The 16,561-nt window shown below is 63.0% G+C and carries 12 protein-coding genes and 1 tRNA gene; 8 read left to right on the forward strand and 5 right to left on the reverse strand.

Going from position 1 to position 16,561, the window contains the following annotated elements; all coding sequences use genetic code 11:
• The first annotated feature begins 1 nt into the window (after position 1).
• Together nrfD and ACQ4W0_RS09275 are read left to right on the forward strand one after the other, a co-directional pair.
• The gene (gene nrfD / locus ACQ4W0_RS09270; protein ID WP_436576462.1) at positions 2-1,114 is read left to right on the forward strand and encodes an NrfD/PsrC family molybdoenzyme membrane anchor subunit; all 1,113 of its coding nucleotides are present in this window, start codon (positions 2-4) and stop codon (positions 1,112-1,114) included.
• Between the two features lie 10 nt (positions 1,115-1,124).
• Positions 1,125-4,346, forward strand: a complete 3,222-nt coding sequence (locus tag ACQ4W0_RS09275) for a molybdopterin-dependent oxidoreductase (RefSeq protein ID WP_436576463.1) — start codon at positions 1,125-1,127, stop codon at positions 4,344-4,346.
• Between the two features lie 122 nt (positions 4,347-4,468).
• Here the strand turns inward: ACQ4W0_RS09275 and ACQ4W0_RS09280 are convergent, their stop codons facing one another.
• Genes ACQ4W0_RS09280 through mutM form a run of 5 tightly spaced genes read right to left on the reverse strand, consistent with a single transcriptional unit; the run spans position 4,469 to position 10,824 of the window.
• On the reverse strand, positions 4,469-5,092 hold the full coding sequence (locus ACQ4W0_RS09280) for a response regulator transcription factor (protein ID WP_436576464.1): 624 nt from the start codon (positions 5,090-5,092) through the stop codon (positions 4,469-4,471).
• On the reverse strand, positions 5,089-6,882 hold the full coding sequence (locus ACQ4W0_RS09285; protein WP_436576465.1) for a sensor histidine kinase: 1,794 nt from the start codon (positions 6,880-6,882) through the stop codon (positions 5,089-5,091). Before ACQ4W0_RS09285 ends, ACQ4W0_RS09280 begins: the two co-directional genes overlap by 4 nt.
• A complete protein-coding gene (mutY, locus tag ACQ4W0_RS09290; RefSeq protein WP_436576466.1) occupies positions 6,882-8,045 on the reverse strand; it encodes an A/G-specific adenine glycosylase in 1,164 nt (387 codons plus the stop codon). The genes ACQ4W0_RS09285 and mutY overlap by 1 nt, the downstream gene beginning before the upstream one ends.
• Positions 8,046-8,064: 19 nt before the next feature.
• Complete coding sequence (locus ACQ4W0_RS09295) at positions 8,065-9,966, reverse strand: dynamin family protein (protein ID WP_436576467.1); 1,902 nt, start codon at positions 9,964-9,966, stop codon at positions 8,065-8,067.
• A gap of 21 nt (positions 9,967-9,987) precedes the next feature.
• Complete coding sequence (gene mutM, locus ACQ4W0_RS09300) at positions 9,988-10,824, reverse strand: bifunctional DNA-formamidopyrimidine glycosylase/DNA-(apurinic or apyrimidinic site) lyase (RefSeq protein ID WP_436576468.1); 837 nt, start codon at positions 10,822-10,824, stop codon at positions 9,988-9,990.
• A gap of 167 nt (positions 10,825-10,991) precedes the next feature.
• Between mutM and ACQ4W0_RS09305 the strand changes: the two genes are divergently transcribed.
• The 6 genes from ACQ4W0_RS09305 (at position 10,992) to ACQ4W0_RS09330 (ending at position 16,448) form a co-directional block, all read left to right on the forward strand.
• Entirely contained in the window at positions 10,992-12,782 is a 1,791-nt protein-coding gene (locus ACQ4W0_RS09305; protein ID WP_436576469.1) for a tetratricopeptide repeat protein, read from the forward strand.
• 88 nt (positions 12,783-12,870) lie between these two features.
• Positions 12,871-13,521 (forward strand): outer membrane lipoprotein LolB, encoded by a 651-nt coding sequence (locus ACQ4W0_RS09310; RefSeq protein ID WP_436576470.1) that lies wholly within the window; start codon positions 12,871-12,873, stop codon positions 13,519-13,521.
• On the forward strand, positions 13,518-14,402 hold the full coding sequence (gene ispE, locus ACQ4W0_RS09315; RefSeq protein WP_436576471.1) for a 4-(cytidine 5'-diphospho)-2-C-methyl-D-erythritol kinase: 885 nt from the start codon (positions 13,518-13,520) through the stop codon (positions 14,400-14,402). The genes ACQ4W0_RS09310 and ispE overlap by 4 nt, the downstream gene beginning before the upstream one ends.
• A gap of 87 nt (positions 14,403-14,489) precedes the next feature.
• Positions 14,490-14,566 (forward strand) — tRNA-Gln (locus ACQ4W0_RS09320).
• A gap of 151 nt (positions 14,567-14,717) precedes the next feature.
• Entirely contained in the window at positions 14,718-15,668 is a 951-nt protein-coding gene (locus ACQ4W0_RS09325; RefSeq protein ID WP_034753270.1) for a ribose-phosphate pyrophosphokinase, read from the forward strand.
• A gap of 168 nt (positions 15,669-15,836) precedes the next feature.
• The gene (locus ACQ4W0_RS09330) at positions 15,837-16,448 is read left to right on the forward strand and encodes a 50S ribosomal protein L25/general stress protein Ctc (RefSeq protein WP_436576472.1); all 612 of its coding nucleotides are present in this window, start codon (positions 15,837-15,839) and stop codon (positions 16,446-16,448) included.
• Positions 16,449-16,561: the final 113 nt, after the last annotated feature.

The following is a 16,561-nucleotide window of genomic DNA, read 5'->3' on the forward strand; positions in this document are numbered from 1 at the left end:
CATGGACAGCCACATCACCGAAATTCTCAACGTCACGCGCGAAGCGGCATGGCTGCCGTGGGCGGTGCAGTATTTTTTCCTCATCGGCCTCAGTTATGGCAGCTTCATGCTGACCTTGCCGTACTTCGTCTTCGGCCGCAAGGCGTATGAGCGCCTGGGACGCATCGCGCTGCTGGCGTCCCTCGTCTGCGGCATGACGGCGCCTGTGGCGCTGCTGGCCGACCTGCACGGGCCGGGCCGCTTCTATCACTTCTATATTTACTTCCAGCCGCAGTCGTGGATGTCGTGGGGCTCGTTCTTCATTCCCCTCTACCTGGGCTGTCTGATGCTGTACGCATGGCTGGCGCTGCGCGTGGACTTCGCCACGCGGGGCCAGGGCCAGGACCGATTGGCCTTCCTGCGCCGCCTGGCCGGGCGCGGTGGGGCCGCCTCCCTGCGTGCCATCCGCTTTGCCGCCGCCTTCACCTTGCTCGCCGCCTTTGTCGTGGGCCTGTACACGGGCATGGAAGTGATGGTGGTGCGTGCCCGTCCCCTGTGGTTCACGCCTTTCCTGCCGGCGCAATTTGCCGCCACGGCCTTTTTGGGGGCCATTGGCCTGGCGCTGCTGTTCAACCGCTTCCTGCCGGGCCGCGACAAGGCGCTGGAAGTGTCGCTGAACCGCGCGCTGGCCCTGTCGCTGGCGCTGGTGCTGGCCCTGGGCGGCGGCTGGCTGTTCGTCAGTCTCTCTGGCGTGAGCGCCAGCCATAGCATGGCCTTTACCCAGGTGGCCGGCATGCCGCAATGGCAGTTCACGGCTGTCTGGGCCGTGCTGTCAGCCATCGTGCCGATGGCGCTGGCCATCTGGCGCCCGGCCACGAGTGGCCTGGTGAATGGCCTGATCGCACTGCATAGCGCCTGGATGATGCGCTGGACGATTTTCATCGGTGGCCAGACGATCCCGAAAACGGGCGCGGGCCTGTACGACTACCACCTGCCGATGGGGAACGACGGCTTGCTGGGGATTATCGGCACGGCCGGCCTGTGGATTGCGCTGTTGTTACTGATGCTGGAATTTTTGCCATGGGCGGGACGCGCGATCGCTACACGCAGCCGTCCTGCCATGGCCACGCACTGAGGAGTTAATGATGAACGATCAAGTACACAACGACGCAAACAACGACGTCCCTGAAGACGAAAACGAAAAGCGCCGCAAGCTGCTGCGCTACGGCGCCATCGGCGGCGGCCTGGCCGCGTTTGCCGCAAGCTTTTCCACCACGGCCGGCCGCATGGTCGACCATGCGCTGGGTAAGGACAAACCCGTACAGCGCTTGCACGGCAACTCCCTGCCGCCCGAGTTTTCCGTCGACACGGCAACGGGCAAGCTGACGGTCAATCCGGACCAGCAGGTCAGCTACACCATGTGCATGGGCTGCACCACGTTTTGCGGCGTGCGCGTGCGCCTCGACAAGAAAAGCGGCAAGGTGCTGCGCGTGGCGGGCAATCCGTACAGCCCCATGTCGGCCGACCCGGCGCTGCCGTACCAGACCTCGATACGCGACAGTTTTGTGTCGCTCTCGCGTTTCCAGGAAAAGGGCTTGAAAGGGCGCTCAACCGCTTGCGGCCGCGGCAATGGCGTGCTGGAGCAGATGGAGTCGCCGTTCCGCGTGCTGGCACCGATGAAGCGCGTGGGACCGCGCGGCGGCGGCCAGTGGGAACCGATCGCCTTCGACCAGCTGGTGAAGGAAGTGACGGAAGGCGGCGACCTGTTTGGCGAAGGCCATGTGCAGGGTTTGCGCGCCTTGCGCGAGCTGGAAAAGCCCATCGATCCGGCGCAGCCGGAATTGGGCCCGCAAGTCAATCAGGTAGGCCTGATGTGCAGCACCGACGATGGCCGCCTGGCGTTTGGCACGCGCTTTTTCAAGCAGTCGTACGGCAGTTTGAACCTGGTCAACCACGGCTCGTATTGCGGCGGCGCTTACCGCAGCGGCTCGGGCGCCATGTTCGGCGACATGAAGAAAATGCCGCATGCGAAAGTGGACCTGGAAAACACGGAATTCTGCATCTTCGTCGGTACGGCGCCGGGCAATGCGGGCAATCCGTTCAAGCGCCAGGGCACGCTGATTGCGAAGGCCCGCTCGGGCAAGCGCGATTTCAGCTACGTCGTCGTCGACCCGGTGTTGACGAATGCGGACAGCCTGGCAGCGGGCGACCGCAGCCGCTGGGTACCGATCAAGCCGGGCACGGATGGCGCGTTGGCCATGGCGATGATACGCTGGATCATCGAACAGGAACGCTATGACCGCCACTTCCTCGCGCAGCCGAACCTGAAGGTGGCGGAAGCGGCGGGCGAGGCCGCCTGGTGCAACGCCACGCATCTGATCATCAACGAGAAAGGCCATCCGCGCGACGGCCGCTACCTGCGCGCGTCGGACATCGGCGCGGTGGAGCTGGCGGAAGAAGAGCGCTACAAGGATGGCGATGCATTTTGCGTGATCGACGCCGCCACGCAAGCCATCGTGCCGCACAATGCCGCCAAGGGCGAGGGACGGCTGTTCTTCGACGGCCCGCTGGAGGTGGCAGGCGCGCCGCTGCACCTGAAGACGGCCATGACGATGTTGAACGAAGAAGCGCAGCGCCACAGCATGGATGAATACGCAGCCGCCTGCGGCATCACGCGCGACATCATCGAAGGGCTGGCGCAGGAACTCACCAGCCATGGCAAGCGCGCGGCCGTCAATGCGCATGGCGGCATGATGTCGGGCGCCGGTTTCTATAACGCGTATGCGCTGGTCATGCTCAATACCCTGATCGGCAATTTGAACCGCAAGGGCGGCACGCTGGTCAATGGCGGCAGCTTCAAGGATGCGGGACCCGGTCCGCGCTATAACCTCGAGAGTTTCGACGGCGAGATCAAGGCGGCGGGCATGCCGATCGGGCGCAATGTGGCCTATGAAAAAACCTCGGAATTCAAGCTGAAGAAGGAAGCGGGCAAGGCGTATCCGGCCAGGGCGCCGTGGTATCCGAACGCGCCCGCACTGGCCACCGAGTGGCTCACCAGCGCCATGAATGGCTATCCCTACACGCTCAAGGCGCTGATCCTGTGGAGCTGCAATCCTGTGTACGGCATCACGGGCTTGCGCGCGCAGATCGGCAAGGAGCTGGCCGATCCGAAGAAGATTCCCCTGATCGTCGCCATCGACCCCTTCATCAATGAAAGCTCGGCGTTTGCCGACTACCTGCTGCCCGATACTTTGTTGTATGAAAGCTGGGGCTGGGCCGGCGCCTGGGGTGGCATGCCCGTCAAAATGAGCACGGCGCGCTGGCCCGTGGTCGAACCGCGGGTGCAGAAAACGCCGGACGGCCAGACCATTTGCATGGAATCGTTCTTCATCGCGCTGGCCCAAACGATGGCCTTGCCGGGCTTCGGTCCGGAGGCCTTGCAGGACATGGATGGCCAGCGCTTCCCCTTGCTGCGCGCGGAAGACTGGTATCTGCGCGGCGGCGCCAACATCGCTTGGCAGGGCAAGACGGCCGTGCCGGAGGCGAGCGACGACGACATCGAACTGTCCGGCGTGGCGCGCATCCGCCCCGAACTGGAGCGCACCTTGAAGCCGGAAGAGTGGCGCAAGGTCGCCTTCATGCTGGCACGGGGAGGGCGCTACCAGAGCTATGGCGAGATGTTCGGCCTGCGCCTGCCTCCGCCGGCGAATCCCAAGGCGCCGGTGGCCCCCGCCCCGGTGGCCGACGAGACGCCGTATCCGCAGGACTGGTCCACGCACCGCTATCTGAAACCGATGATGCTGTACAACGAGGGCCTGGGCGTGAGCAAGAACAGCTTGAGCGGCAAACGCTTCCCCGGCACGCCCGCCTGGCGGGTGGCGGCGTTTGCCGACGGCACGCCCGTGCGCAAGGCGTATCCGGCCAGCGAGTGGCCATTCGAGTTGATCAGTTTTAAATCGGCGCTGCAGAACTCCTACAGCATCGGCGCGCGGCGCTTGCGCGGCATCCATCCCGACAATCCCGTCGCCGTGCATCCTGATGATGCGGCACGTTTGAAGCTGGAAAATGGCGCTGAAATTTTTCTGGAAACGCCGGGCGGCAGGGCCAGGGCCACGGTGATGCTGCGCCATGGCGTGCAGCGGGGAGTGATCGCCATCGAACACGGTTTCGGCCACAAGGAGCATGGCGCGCGGGCCCACCGCATCGGCAAGTCGCGCCAGCCCGACGAGCCGGGCATCGGTGCGGGCATCAACCTGAACGACCTGGGATTGACGGACCCGAGCCGCGGCGACAAGAACGTGTTTGTCGATCCCGTCTCGGGCACATCGGTGCGGCAGGGACTGCCGGCGCGTATCATTCGTGCTTAACGAAGGCCCAACAAAACCGTAGCGAGCGGAAGGGAGGTGCGGTCGAGAAGCGCAGCTGTGCGAATGCACAGTGAGTATCGCAGGCCGTAAATCACGACGCGCAGTAGGTTTGGTTGGGCGTTCTAAATTTCGCCGCAGGCCATTAGCAGCCGGGCCACCTCGGCTGCTGAGTGCAGGCCCAGTTTTTCCATCGTGTTATGGCGGTGCACTTGCACCGTCTTGTCGCTGATGCCCAGCTCGCGGGCGATGACTTTCGAGGCTTTGCCTTCGGCCATCAGCAGCGCCACTTCGCGCTCGCGCGCGGTGAGTCGGGCCAGCGCCGATTGCGCCGTATTCGTGCTGGCGGCGTTGCGGCTCTCGTCCACGCTGCGGGTCACGGCCCGCGTGACGGCGTCCAGCAATACCTGGTCCTTGCACGGCTTTTCCAGGAAGTCGCAGGCGCCGGCCTTCATTGTCTGCACGGCCATGGCCAGGTCGCCATGGCCGCTGAGGAAAATCACGGGCAGAGATATGGCGTGCCCGGTCTTATTATTCAACTCCTGTTGCAGTTCCAGTCCGCTCATCAAGGGCATGCGCACGTCAAGCAGCAAACAGCCGGGCGCATGGCCATCGTAGCGCTGCAGGAAATCGCGCGCCGATTCAAACGTCTTCACTTGCCAGCCGGCCGAATCGAACAGATAGGCCAGCGAGCGGCGCATGGCGGCGTCGTCATCGACGACAAAGACAATCGCATCGCTTTCATTCATGGTGCTTCCTTGTTTGCATTTATGCCGGTATCTTCGGGCAGGCGGAACCAGACCGTCAAGCCCGGCGCGTCGGCGTTGGCGTGCGCCGACAGGCTGCCACCGAACGATTCGATGATGCTTTTGCTGAGCGACATGCCCAGACCCAGGCCTTCGGCCTTGGTGGTAAAGAAGGGCTCGAACAGGCGTGCCATCTGCGCCGCATCGAGGCCGCAGCCGGCGTCGCGCACGGCCACCGTGCAGGCGCCGTTTTCCCGGTGCAGCAGCACGCCGATGGCATGCAGCGGATTGTCGTTTTCCACCTGCGCATCGAGCGCATTCTTGAGTAGATTGAGCAGCACCTGCTGCACTTGCTGCGGGTCGACCAGCACGTGCGCCTCAAGACTGGCGGCGTCGTGGCGCCAGCTGATGTTGGCTTGCGGATGGGCCGCGCGGAACAGGGCCACGGCCTGCTCCACGGCGTCGGCCAGAGCGAAGGCCGTGCTGTGCGCAGGACGCTTTTGCGCCATCGCGCGGATGTGACGGATGATGGCGCCGGCGCGTTCGCTTTGCGTGGCGATTTCCTGTGCTCCGTCGAGCAGGGGCGCCGCGTCCAGCCGGCCCGCCGCAATGCGGCGCGCCATGCCGCGCGCGAAATTGCCGATGGCCGCCAGCGGCTGATTCAATTCGTGTGCGATGGCGCTGGCCATCTCGCCCAGAATGGCCAGGCGCGCCGTGTGATCGAGCGTGGCCTGGCGCTGGCGCGCCTGTTCTTCCAGTGCGCGCTGCTGGTGCTGGGCGGCGCGCAATTGCTCCGTGCGCCGGTTGACCAGGTATTCCACGCGCACCGTGTGCACGGCCCAGGCCACCAGCAAGGCCAGCACCAGCAGCATCCAGCCCCAGTAGCGGCGCAGCGCTGTCTCGAACGTCAGCTTGTTCAAATAGGCGTAGGGGCCGATGCGCAAATCGCGGAACAGCTCATCGACGATCTGGTAATCGCTGGGCACCGTCCAGCTATAGCCTTCATCGGTACGCGGCATGGCCAGCAGGGCTTGCGCCACTTTTTTCGCCAGTGCGGGCGGCGTCTGGCGCAGGGCCGCGAAGGGCCAGTCCGGATACAGGCGCGACGAGCTGGCGCAGCGAAAACCGGGAATCGGGCGCGTGGTGATCACGCGCAGTGCGTCGGCCGGCACTTCCCCGCGCGCCACCATCTGTTCCAGCAGGCAGGTGCGCACGATGCCGGCATCCATGTGTCCGGACCGCACGGCTTCGATGATCTGCTGCGAGGGAAAGCCGCTGTAGCGCAGGCTGGCAAAATCGTGCGCGGGATCGATGCCCGCTTCCAGCAGTTCGCGCGCGGCGATCTGGTAGCCGCCAAACGCATCGGGCGCCACGGCCATCACGTTCTTGCCCGCCAGGTCGGCCAGGTCGTGCAGCGGCGAGGCATTGCGCACGACGATGGCCGAGCCGATGGCCTGGCGCGGCGAGTCTGTCCATGGCGATTCGAGCGTGGCGATGCGGCTGGCGCCGTCGCTGTGCTCGAGCGCCACGTAATGACCGCTGCTGGTGATGACGAAGGCGATCGATTGCGACTGCACGGCGCGCGTCAATCCCGCCTGGTCGTAGTCGGCCAGCACGAAGCGGATGCCGGGAATGCTGGCTTGCAGGTGGCGCGTCACGTACGACCAGTCCTGCTGCACGGCGTCGCCGCCCTTGTAGGCCAGCACGCCAATTCTCACCTCTGGCAGCTCGTTAGCCGCTTGCGCGCCGTGCAGGCACAGCGCCGCCAGCGCCAGTAAGGCAAGCCTGCGCACTAGAACATGCTGCGCTGCGCCGCGCGTGCATCGCCGAACAGGTCCAGCAGCAGTTTCTTGATGGGCGCGGGCAGCGGCGCGTCCGCAATTTTCGCGCCGTCGTACCAGACGTGGGTGGCTTCCCCGGCCAGCGCCAGGCGGCGCGCCAGGGTGATGCGGCAGGGAACGATGTGCAGTTTGTAGTGGGTAAACACATGCACGATGGGCAGCAGCCGTTCCTGCGTCTCGATCTCGCCGAACGGCGCCACGGCGCGCGCCAGCGCCTGTTGGTTTATCTCTCGCGGGACGTCCTCGCCGGCCAGTACATGGCCATCGAGTTCGGGCAGCGACAGCAAACCACCCCAGATGCCGGAGCCAGGGCGCTGCTCCAGCAGCACCTGGCCGTCGTCGATGATGGCCAGCATGATCGCGTGTTTTTCCGGACTGGCTTTCTTCGGTTTGCGCACCGGCAAATCCTTGGTGCGGCCCGTGGCGTAAGCCACGCAGCGCGGTTGCAAGGGGCAGCGGCCGCAATCGGGGCTGCTGCGCGTGCACAGGGTGGCGCCGAAGTCCATCAAACCCTGCGTGTAGGCTTCGATACCTGTCTCAGGGAGCAAGGCATCGGCGCGGCGCCACATGGCTTCCTCAACCCGCTTTTCACCGGGATAGGCATCGATGCCGAAGGTGCGCGCGAAGACGCGCTTGACGTTGCCGTCCATGATGGCAGCGCGCGTGCCGCTGGAAAACGCGGAGATGGCGGCGGCCGTCGAGCGGCCGATGCCGGGCAGCTCGGCCAGCAGGGCCGGGTCGCTGGGGAAGACGCCGTCATATTCGGTGACCACGCGCTGCGCGCACTTGTGCAGGTTGCGCGCCCGCGTGTAGTAACCGAGACCGCTCCATTGCGCCATCACGTCTTCCACCGGGGCTGCCGCCAAATCGCGCAGGGTGGGGAAGCGTTCGAGGAAGCGCGCGTAATAGCCCAGCACGGCCGTCACCTGCGTTTGCTGCAGCATGATTTCGGACAGCCAGATCAGGTAGGCGTCGCGCGTGTTTTGCCATGGCAGCGCATGGCGGCCATGCTGCTTTTGCCAGGCGATGACGGTGGCGGAAAAAGTCGGGTCGATATAGTCTTCAAAGGGTGCCACGCCCGGAGCGGGCGAGAGCGGATGCAGCAGACGTTTCATGCAGGATTCCAGTGTGGTGTTATGTTGCGCTGGCCGTGCGCAAGGCGGCCAGCAATTGCGCCAGCTGCGCCTTGTCGCGTTCGAGCGCCGCCAGGCTGGCCTCGAAGCCGGCGATTTTCTGCTCCAGGCTGCCGGTGGCGTCGTGGATGCGCTGGATCGAGGCAAAGCGCAGTTTCAATTGTTCCTTGTACTCGACGATCTGCGCTTCGAGTGGCGCCATGATGACTTTCAGCCAGGCGCTGGCATCGTCGTTGGCGGCATTAAAACTGCGGCGCACGCGCGAGGCGATGGTGTCGAAGAATTTCTCCATCAGCACGACACGGCTGGTGGTCAGCAGGGTCGCCGTGCCGAATTGTTTATGGTAGACGGCTTCGATATCGGCGATCTCCTGGCGGTAGCGGGCCAGCGAAAACGGCATCGGCACGGCCAGCGCCAGGCCATGTTCGGTGGCGAATTTGCGATACATTACCTGCATCATTTCCGTGATCTCGGCCGTCTTGCCTTCCGAGCGGTCCAGGTTCTGGGTGATGCGTTCGAAATACTGGCGCACGGCTTCGCGCAGGCCCGTGAAAAAGCGGCTGCGCTGCATGGCGGCGCGCACGCCATCGATATCGTCGCGCACGATGTCCATGCCCAGGCTCGTATAGAGCTCCGTCGACAGGCGGGTAAACACGGCGCGCGTGGCTTGCAGCTTGAACAGGCTGCTGTCGAATTCCTTCTTCTCGATATCGATGCGCCGCATCATGTGGGCGATCACGCTCTGGTTCTTGCCGCGCAGGCTGTGCAGCTCGTGCAACTGCTCGGCGATACCGCGCGCGCGGGCCGCCGCCTGCACCTGCTGTGCTGCTTCGATGGCGTCCAGGTCGAACGCCAGTTGGCGCCGGATGATGTCCTTGCGCGCGGGGATCAGCTCCTCGAACAGGGCTGTCTCCAGCGCCTGCAATCGGCTTTTTTCCAGCAGCGCCGCATCGTGGTTGATCTTGCCCACCAGGGCCTTTTGCGCCGAGACGGGAAACACCTGGCCAGCGTCCAGCGTCAAGAGATGCGCCACGCTGGCTTGCTGGCGCTCGATGGCCTGCGCCACTTCCAGGTCGCCGCGCAATTCGTCCCACATGCTGTCGATCTTGTTGAGCACCACCAGGCGCCCGGCGCCGGCGCCGATATGGTTGCGCCATACCTCGATGTCGCTGCGCGTGACGCCCGTGTCAGCCGCCAGGATGAACAGCACCGCGTGCGCATTCGGGATCAGGTTCAAGGTCAGTTCCGGTTCCGTGCCGATGGCGTTCAGGCCCGGCGTGTCGAGGATAACCAGACCCTGTTTCAGCAGCGGATGGGGGAAGTTGATGATGGCGTGGCGCCACATCGAGATTTCCACCTGGCCGTCCTCGTCGAGCATGGCGGGGGCATCTGCATCGTCGGCGTCGTACAGGCCGTAGCGCGCTGCTTCTTCCACGCTGACTTTTTTTGTCAGGCTGACCTGGCGGATGGCTTCCTGCATGTCGCCGCCCGCATCGATGTTCAGGGGCAGGATGGTCCAGGCGGCAGGCAGCTCGCGGTAGTCGCTGGTCGACAGGTTCTGTGCGCGCGTCTCGATCGGCAGCAGGCGGATCGATGGCTGCCAGGCCGCGTCGTACAGCAGTTCGGTGGGGCACATGGTAGTGCGCCCCGCGCCCGAGGGCAAGATGCGCTGGCCGTAGTCGGCAAAGAAGATGGCGTTGATCAGCTCGGATTTTCCGCGCGAGAATTCCGCCACGAAGGCTACGGACAGGCGGTCATCGAGCAGGCGGGACGCACAGCGGGCCAGGCGCAGCGCGGAGGCGCCGTCGACCAGGCCCGCCGCGCTGGCGGCTTGCCGGTATGCCTGCAAGGCCGCCAGCACATCCTGGCGCCATGCGCTGTATTGTTCCAAGTCCCTGACCATCTGGCTCCCTTTGCCTATGACTTACTTTTGACAATGCACGCAGTAAAACGTGGAACGCTGTCCCTGCACGATTTGGCGGATAGGCGCGCCGCATACGCGGCACGGCTTGCCCGTGCGGTTGTAGGTGAAATACGTTTGCTGGAAGTAGCCGGACTGGCCATTGACGCCGATGAAGTCGCGCAGGGTGCTGCCGCCCTGCACAATGGCCTCGGCCAGCACGTCGCGGATCGATTGCGCCAGTTTCTCATAGCGGGCTAGGCCGATGCGCCGGGCCGGCGTCTTCGGGTTGATCCCTGCGCGAAACAGGCTCTCGGAACAGTAGATATTGCCCACGCCGACGACGATGTCGCCCGCCATCAGCACTTGTTTGATATTGGTGCCCTTGTTGCGCGTTTTCTCGAACAGCAGCTGGCCCGTGAATCCGCCTTCCAGCGGTTCCGTGCCCAGGCCGCGCAGCAGCGCGTGGCCGTCCAGCGGGCCGTCGGCCTCGTCGTGCCACAGCACGGCGCCGAAGCGGCGCGGGTCCGTCATGCGCAGCACCTGGCTGCCGCCGTCCGCATCTTCCACGACGAGGTCGAAATGGTCGTGCTTTTGCGCTTCCGTCCCCGTTGGCAGCACGCGCAGGTGGCCCGACATGCCCAAGTGGATGATCAGCGTGCCGTGGCGGAAGTGGATCAGCAGGTATTTGCCGCGCCGACCCGTCAGGCCGATGGTTTGTCCCGACAATTGTTCGCCCAGTGCCGGGGGGAAGGGCCAGCGCAGGCCGTCGCGGCGCAGCACGACGGCGCGCACGGCGCGGCCCTCGATGTGGGGCGCGACACCGCGCCGTGTGACTTCGACTTCTGGCAATTCTGGCATAGGGCTCGAATGGTTGAAAACCGGGTAAAAAACAGGCAGTTTGCCGGCGGATGGCTGGCCCGGGCACATTATGCCGCCACGACGTATATATTTCGTTACATACGTGAAGTACGCGATAGCCGTGTTGGGCGTAGAATCAAACTTTGCCGTTTAGCCAGGATCAGCCTTTGAAAAACGCTTTCGCCATTGTAACCTTGTCCGCCCTGATAGCCACGCATGCCATGGCGCAGACGCCCGTCGCCCCCGCCGATGCTGTGGCAGGCCCTACTGCGGCCGCGCCCGCCGCGCCGCAGGAAGAGGGCGCCGAGTCCAAGGCGGACGCCAAGGCGGAGGGCTTGCCGAAGGTCGAATTGAGCAGCGATTTGCTGTACAAGCTGACCAAGGCTGAAATGGAATTCAAGAGCGGCCAGTGGCAAGGGCCGTACGTGACGATGATGGTGGCGGCGCAGCAGACGCGCGACCCGCGCCTGGCGCGCCGCGCTTCCGAAATGGCGCTGGCTGCCAAGCAGGGCGGCGAAGCGCTGGCGGCTATCCGCCTGTGGCGCGAGCTGGCGCCCGACTCGGACGAGGCGACGCAGTTCTTCCTCGGCTTCGTCGTGTTGACGGACAAGATCGAAGAAGCGGAACCGATTTTTGCCGAACGCCTGGCCAATGCGCCAGCGGGCGCGCGCGGCGTGGCCCTGTTCCAGATGCAGCAGATCCTGTCGCGCTCAAATGACAAGCTGTATGCCTACTCGATGATGACGCGCCTGGTGCAGCCCTACCTGGACATGTTCGAAGCGCATCTGGTGCTGGCGCAGGGCGCCTTGTCGATTGGCGAGCGCGAGCGCGCCATCGGCGAAGCCAACAAGGCGCTGGCGATCAAGCCGAACTCCGAGCTGGCTGCGCTGACACTGGCGCAGGTGACGGGCGAACCCGAGGCGGCAGGCAAGGTGCTGGCCACTTTCCTGCAGAAGAATCCGGACGCCGTCGAAGTGCGCGGCGCGTATGCGCGCCTGCTGGTTGAGCAAAAACAGCTGGAGCCGGCGCGCGATCAATTCCTGCTGCTGCTGAAAAGCGCGCCCGATAACGTGGGCGCTCTGTATGCGCTGGGCATCGTGGCGCTGCAGCTGGAAGACACCAAGGGCGCCGAGCAGTACTTCAAGCGCTTCCTGGCCGTGCTCGAAAAATCCCCTGGCGATACGCGCGATCCGTTCAAGGCCCTGATGATACTGTCGCAGATCGCCGAGACGCGCGGCGACACGGCCGGCGCCATCGCCTGGCTGGACAAGGTTGATAACAGTGCATCAAACGGCTATGTCGAGGCGCGTTTGCGCCGCGCCCAGTTGATCGCCCGTGGCGGCAATCTTGATGCGGCCCGCAAGGCGCTGACGGAAATCGAAACGGACGATCCGGCAAGCCAGGCGCAGGTGCTGCTGGTCGATGCGCAATTCCTGCGCGACGCCGGCTATGTGCAAAGCGCGTACACGGTGCTGGAAAACGCCTTGCTGCGCTTCCCCGACAATCCGGAACTGCTGTACGACTACGCCTTGCTGGCCGAGCGCTTGGATAAACTCGATTTGATGGAGGCCAGCCTGCGCCGCGTGATGGCGCTGGCGCCTGACAATCAGCATGCGTATAACGCCCTGGGCTACTCGCTGGCCGAACGGGGCATCCGCCTGCAGGAAGCCCATGCGCTGATCGAGAAGGCGCTGCAGATGGCGCCGGGCGACCCGTTCATCATGGACAGCATGGGCTGGGTGCAGTTCCGCATGGGCAACCTGGCCGCCGCAGAAAGCGCGTTGCGCCGGGCGTATGCCGTGCGTAGTGATCCGGAAATCGCCGTCCACCTGGGCGAAGTGCTGTGGCAGAAGGGCGACAAGGATGAAGCGCAAAAATTGTGGCGCGATGCGCAAAGCAAGGACCCGAAAAACGATGCGCTGAAAAGCACCCTGGCGCGATTGAATGTCAGTCTGTGATTGTTGAACCCAAGGGCAAATGCTGGGGTCAGACCCTAAGGGGCTGACCCCGGTTTTTGCTCTTGGGCTGAATTCAGAAAAAATCCCTATGTCCAAAAACATCTTTGCTCTTGCCGCTCTCTGCCTGTCCCTGTCGGCCTGCTCGACCCTGAGTTCTCCATTCTCGTCCGGCGCCGCGCCATCGGGCGCTGCCGTGGCCCCGTACCGCGAACAGGTGGAGTTGACGGGCCGCTTGAACGTGGTGTACCAGAAGGATGACAAGCCCGAATCGGCGACAGTCAATTTCAACTGGCAGCAGACGGCCGCGCGCACGGATGTGACCCTGTATTCGCCCGTCGGCAGCACGCTGGCCACGATCGCCGTCACGCCGCAGCAGGCAGTGTTGACGCAAAGCGGCAAGGCGCCGCGCAGCGCGCCCGATGTCGATACCCTGAGCGCGCAGATGCTGGGCTGGTCCTTGCCTGTGTCGGGCTTGCGCGACTGGCTGCAAGGCTATGCCGTGGGCGCCGACGGCAAGCGCTTCGTGGCTTCGCCCTCCAACGACAGCGTGACGACCAAAGACGGTTGGCGTTTACGCTATGTGTCGTGGCAAGAAGTAGGGCAAAATGCGGGCGAAAATGTAGCCGGCGCCTTGCCCCAACCGCGGCGTATCGATGCCGAACGCAATGCCAGCGCGCAGGCCGATGCCGTCTCGCTGCGCATCGTGCTCGATCCTGCCCCTTCCGTACCTGCACCATGACACTGACGACTCTGAACCATTGCCCGGCCCCGGCCAAGCTGAACTTATTTCTACACGTCAACGGCCGCCGCGCCGATGGCTACCATCTGCTGCAGACGGTGTTCCAATTGCTCGACCATGGTGACACCTTGCACTTCGCGCTGCGCGACGATACGGCGATAGTCCGCGTGACGGCGCTGGCCGGGGTGCCGGAGGAGCAGGACCTGATCATCCGCGCCGCCAAGCTGCTGCAGGCTGAGGTGCTGCGCCGCACGGGCGCCTTGCCGCGCGGCGTCGATATCGCCATCGACAAGGTGCTGCCCATGGGCGGTGGCCTGGGGGGCGGCTCTTCCGATGCGGCCACGGCGCTGATGGCGCTGAACCGTTTGTGGCAAGCGGGGTTGACGCGCGAGGAATTGATGGCGCTGGGCTTGCCGCTGGGCGCCGATATCCCGTTTTTCATCTTTGGCGAGAATGCCTTTGCTGAAGGCGTGGGCGAGGCCTTGCAGCCTGTCGCCACGCCAGAATGCTGGTATGTGGTGATCGAGCCGGGCGTGCAAGTGCCCACCGCTGCAGTTTTTTGCGCGGAAGGCTTGACGAGAAATACCGAACCCGTCACAATAGCGGACTTTTCCAGGTACCTCGCAGAAGGAAACGATGCGGGCGGGTTTGGTAAGAATGATTTACAGCAAGTAGCATGCAGTCTTTTCAAGCCGGTAGCAGATGCGGTAGAATGGTTGAGTGCTTACGGTGAGGCCAGGATGACTGGTTCCGGTGCTTGTGTGTTTAGTGCGTTTGGCAGTCAGGAAGAAGCGGATGCGGTGCTTAGCAATGTGCCACCAGTCTGGGTCGCCTGGAAGGCAAAAGCGCTGAATCGCCATCCGATGCTCACGGCGCTGTAAATAACGAGTAGGCAGAAAAAAGATTTTGCTTAGTGTCAAATAGTCGGTATAATACTGGCCAACATGACGGCAAGCAGTCAGTAACGTAGGGGAATCGCCAAGCTGGTTAAGGCACTGGATTTTGATTCCAGCATGCGAAGGTTCGAATCCTTCTTCCCCTGCCACCCATTTCACCGTAGTCTGTCGATGCGAAGTCAGCGTCCAGTGCGGGAAAAAGCAGATATGTCGCCACGCGGCATATTCTAAACAATGACTGACCGGGCCTATGCCCGGTTAGTGCTTTTCAAGACTTCTATATCACCTCTTGGGACTCCCATGGCTTACGAAAACCTGATGGTTTTTACCGGCAACGCGAATCCAGCGTTGGCAGAGGGGGTCGCAAAAAACCTCGGCATTCCTCTCGGTAAAGCAAACGTTTCGAAATTCTCCGACGGCGAAGTAATGGTCGAGATTAACGAAAACGTGCGCGGCAAGGATGTTTTTGTTTTGCAATCCACCTGTGCTCCAACCAACGACAGTCTGATGGAAATCATGCTGATGGTTGATGCCTTGAAACGTGCTTCCGCTGGCCGCATCACCGCCGCGATTCCTTACTTCGGCTACGCCCGCCAAGACCGTCGTCCGCGCTCCGCGCGTGTGGCGATTTCGGCCAAGGTGGTGGCGAACATGCTGGAAGAAGCCGGTGTTGAGCGCGTCCTGATCATGGACTTGCACGCTGACCAGATTCAAGGTTTCTTCGATATCCCAGTCGACAATATCTACGCTTCGCCAATTTTGCTGGGCGACCTGCAAAAGAAAAACTACCAGGATCTGCTGGTGGTGTCGCCCGACGTCGGCGGTGTGGTACGTGCGCGCGCCCTGGCAAAACGCCTGGGCTGCGACCTGGCCATCATCGACAAGCGTCGTCCAAAAGCGAACGTGTCCGAAGTGATGAATATCATCGGTGAAGTCGAAGGCCGCAACTGCGTGATCATGGATGACATGGTCGACACGGCAGGCACCCTGACCAAGGCTGCCGAAGTGCTCAAAGAGCGCGGCGCGAAAAAAGTCGTGGCGTATTGCACGCACGCGGTGCTGTCCGGCCCGGCGATCGACCGTATTTCGGCATCGCCACTCGATGAACTGGTCGTGACCGATACGATCCCCCTGTCCGAAGCGGCGCTGGCCTGCGGCAAGATCCGTCAACTGACGTGTGCACCATTGCTGGCCGAGACGTTCAAGCGCATCATCAAGGGTGATTCGGTTATTTCCCTCTTTATCGATTAATTCGATAAGAGTAGCAACAGACGTAATGCCTGCGGCGCGACCGGCTTTTTGCCTGTTGCGCCGCAGTGTTTTAGTTTTCGGGGCGCTTATGCGCCCATTTCCGAAGATTCCTGGTCGCGGGAATCTTCATAACACAAGGCGCAAGCCTTGTTCTTCTTGGAGTTTCACATGAAAGTTATCGCATTTAAACGCGAATTGCAAGGTTCCGGAGCGAGCCGCCGCCTGCGCATTTCCGGCCAAACCCCTGGTATCGTCTACGGTGGCGCTGAAGCCCCGGTGCTGATCTCGCTGGATCACAACGCCCTGTACCACGCGTTGAAAAAAGAAGTGTTCCACTCGTCGATCCTGGACCTGGAAATCGACGGCGTTTCCCAGCAAGTTCTGTTGCGCGACTTCCAAGTCCACGCATACAAACAACTGGTTCTGCACGCTGACTTCCAACGCGTTGACGCTAAGCAAGCTATCCACGTGAAAGTGGCGCTGCACTTCATCAATGCTGACGTTTCCCCTGCAGTCAAACTGCATGGCGCGACCATCAGCCACGTTGCCAACGAAATCGAAGTTTCGTGCCTGCCAGGCCAACTGCCAGAATTCATCAACGTTGACCTGTCGAACATCGACGTCGGTCACTCGCTGCACGTCGGCGACCTGGTCCTGCCAGCTGGCGTGACCGTTGTCGCCCACGGCGCCAACCTGACCATCGCTACCGCTTCGGTACCGGCTGGCCACGTTGCTGCTGAAGCTGAAGCAGCTGCTGTTGTTGAAGCCGACAAGAAGTAATTTTGCCGCCGCAGCAATGCGGTAGTCGCAAGGAAAAACCCGCCAGGTTCGCCGCGCGGGTTTTTTTCTGCCTGTTTTCACCGATAATGTTTTCTTTTTCATTGCAGACACAG

The sequence above is a fragment of the Janthinobacterium breve genome, assembly GCF_051380895.1.
Classification (GTDB): Bacteria; Pseudomonadota; Gammaproteobacteria; order Burkholderiales; family Burkholderiaceae_D; genus Janthinobacterium.

Coding starts and splice junctions, on each gene's coding strand:
- ispE (WP_436576471.1), top strand. CDS start 13,518: ATGACACTGACGACTCTGAACCATTGCCCGGCCCCGGCCAAGCTGAAC.
- ACQ4W0_RS09325 (WP_034753270.1), top strand. CDS start 14,718: ATGGCTTACGAAAACCTGATGGTTTTTACCGGCAACGCGAATCCAGCG.
- ACQ4W0_RS09280 (WP_436576464.1), bottom strand. CDS start 5,092: ATGAATGAAAGCGATGCGATTGTCTTTGTCGTCGATGACGACGCCGCC.
- mutY (WP_436576466.1), bottom strand. CDS start 8,045: ATGAAACGTCTGCTGCATCCGCTCTCGCCCGCTCCGGGCGTGGCACCC.
- ACQ4W0_RS09295 (WP_436576467.1), bottom strand. CDS start 9,966: ATGGTCAGGGACTTGGAACAATACAGCGCATGGCGCCAGGATGTGCTG.
- ACQ4W0_RS09310 (WP_436576470.1), top strand. CDS start 12,871: ATGTCCAAAAACATCTTTGCTCTTGCCGCTCTCTGCCTGTCCCTGTCG.
- nrfD (WP_436576462.1), top strand. CDS start 2: ATGGACAGCCACATCACCGAAATTCTCAACGTCACGCGCGAAGCGGCA.
- ACQ4W0_RS09330 (WP_436576472.1), top strand. CDS start 15,837: ATGAAAGTTATCGCATTTAAACGCGAATTGCAAGGTTCCGGAGCGAGC.
- ACQ4W0_RS09275 (WP_436576463.1), top strand. CDS start 1,125: ATGAACGATCAAGTACACAACGACGCAAACAACGACGTCCCTGAAGAC.
- mutM (WP_436576468.1), bottom strand. CDS start 10,824: ATGCCAGAATTGCCAGAAGTCGAAGTCACACGGCGCGGTGTCGCGCCC.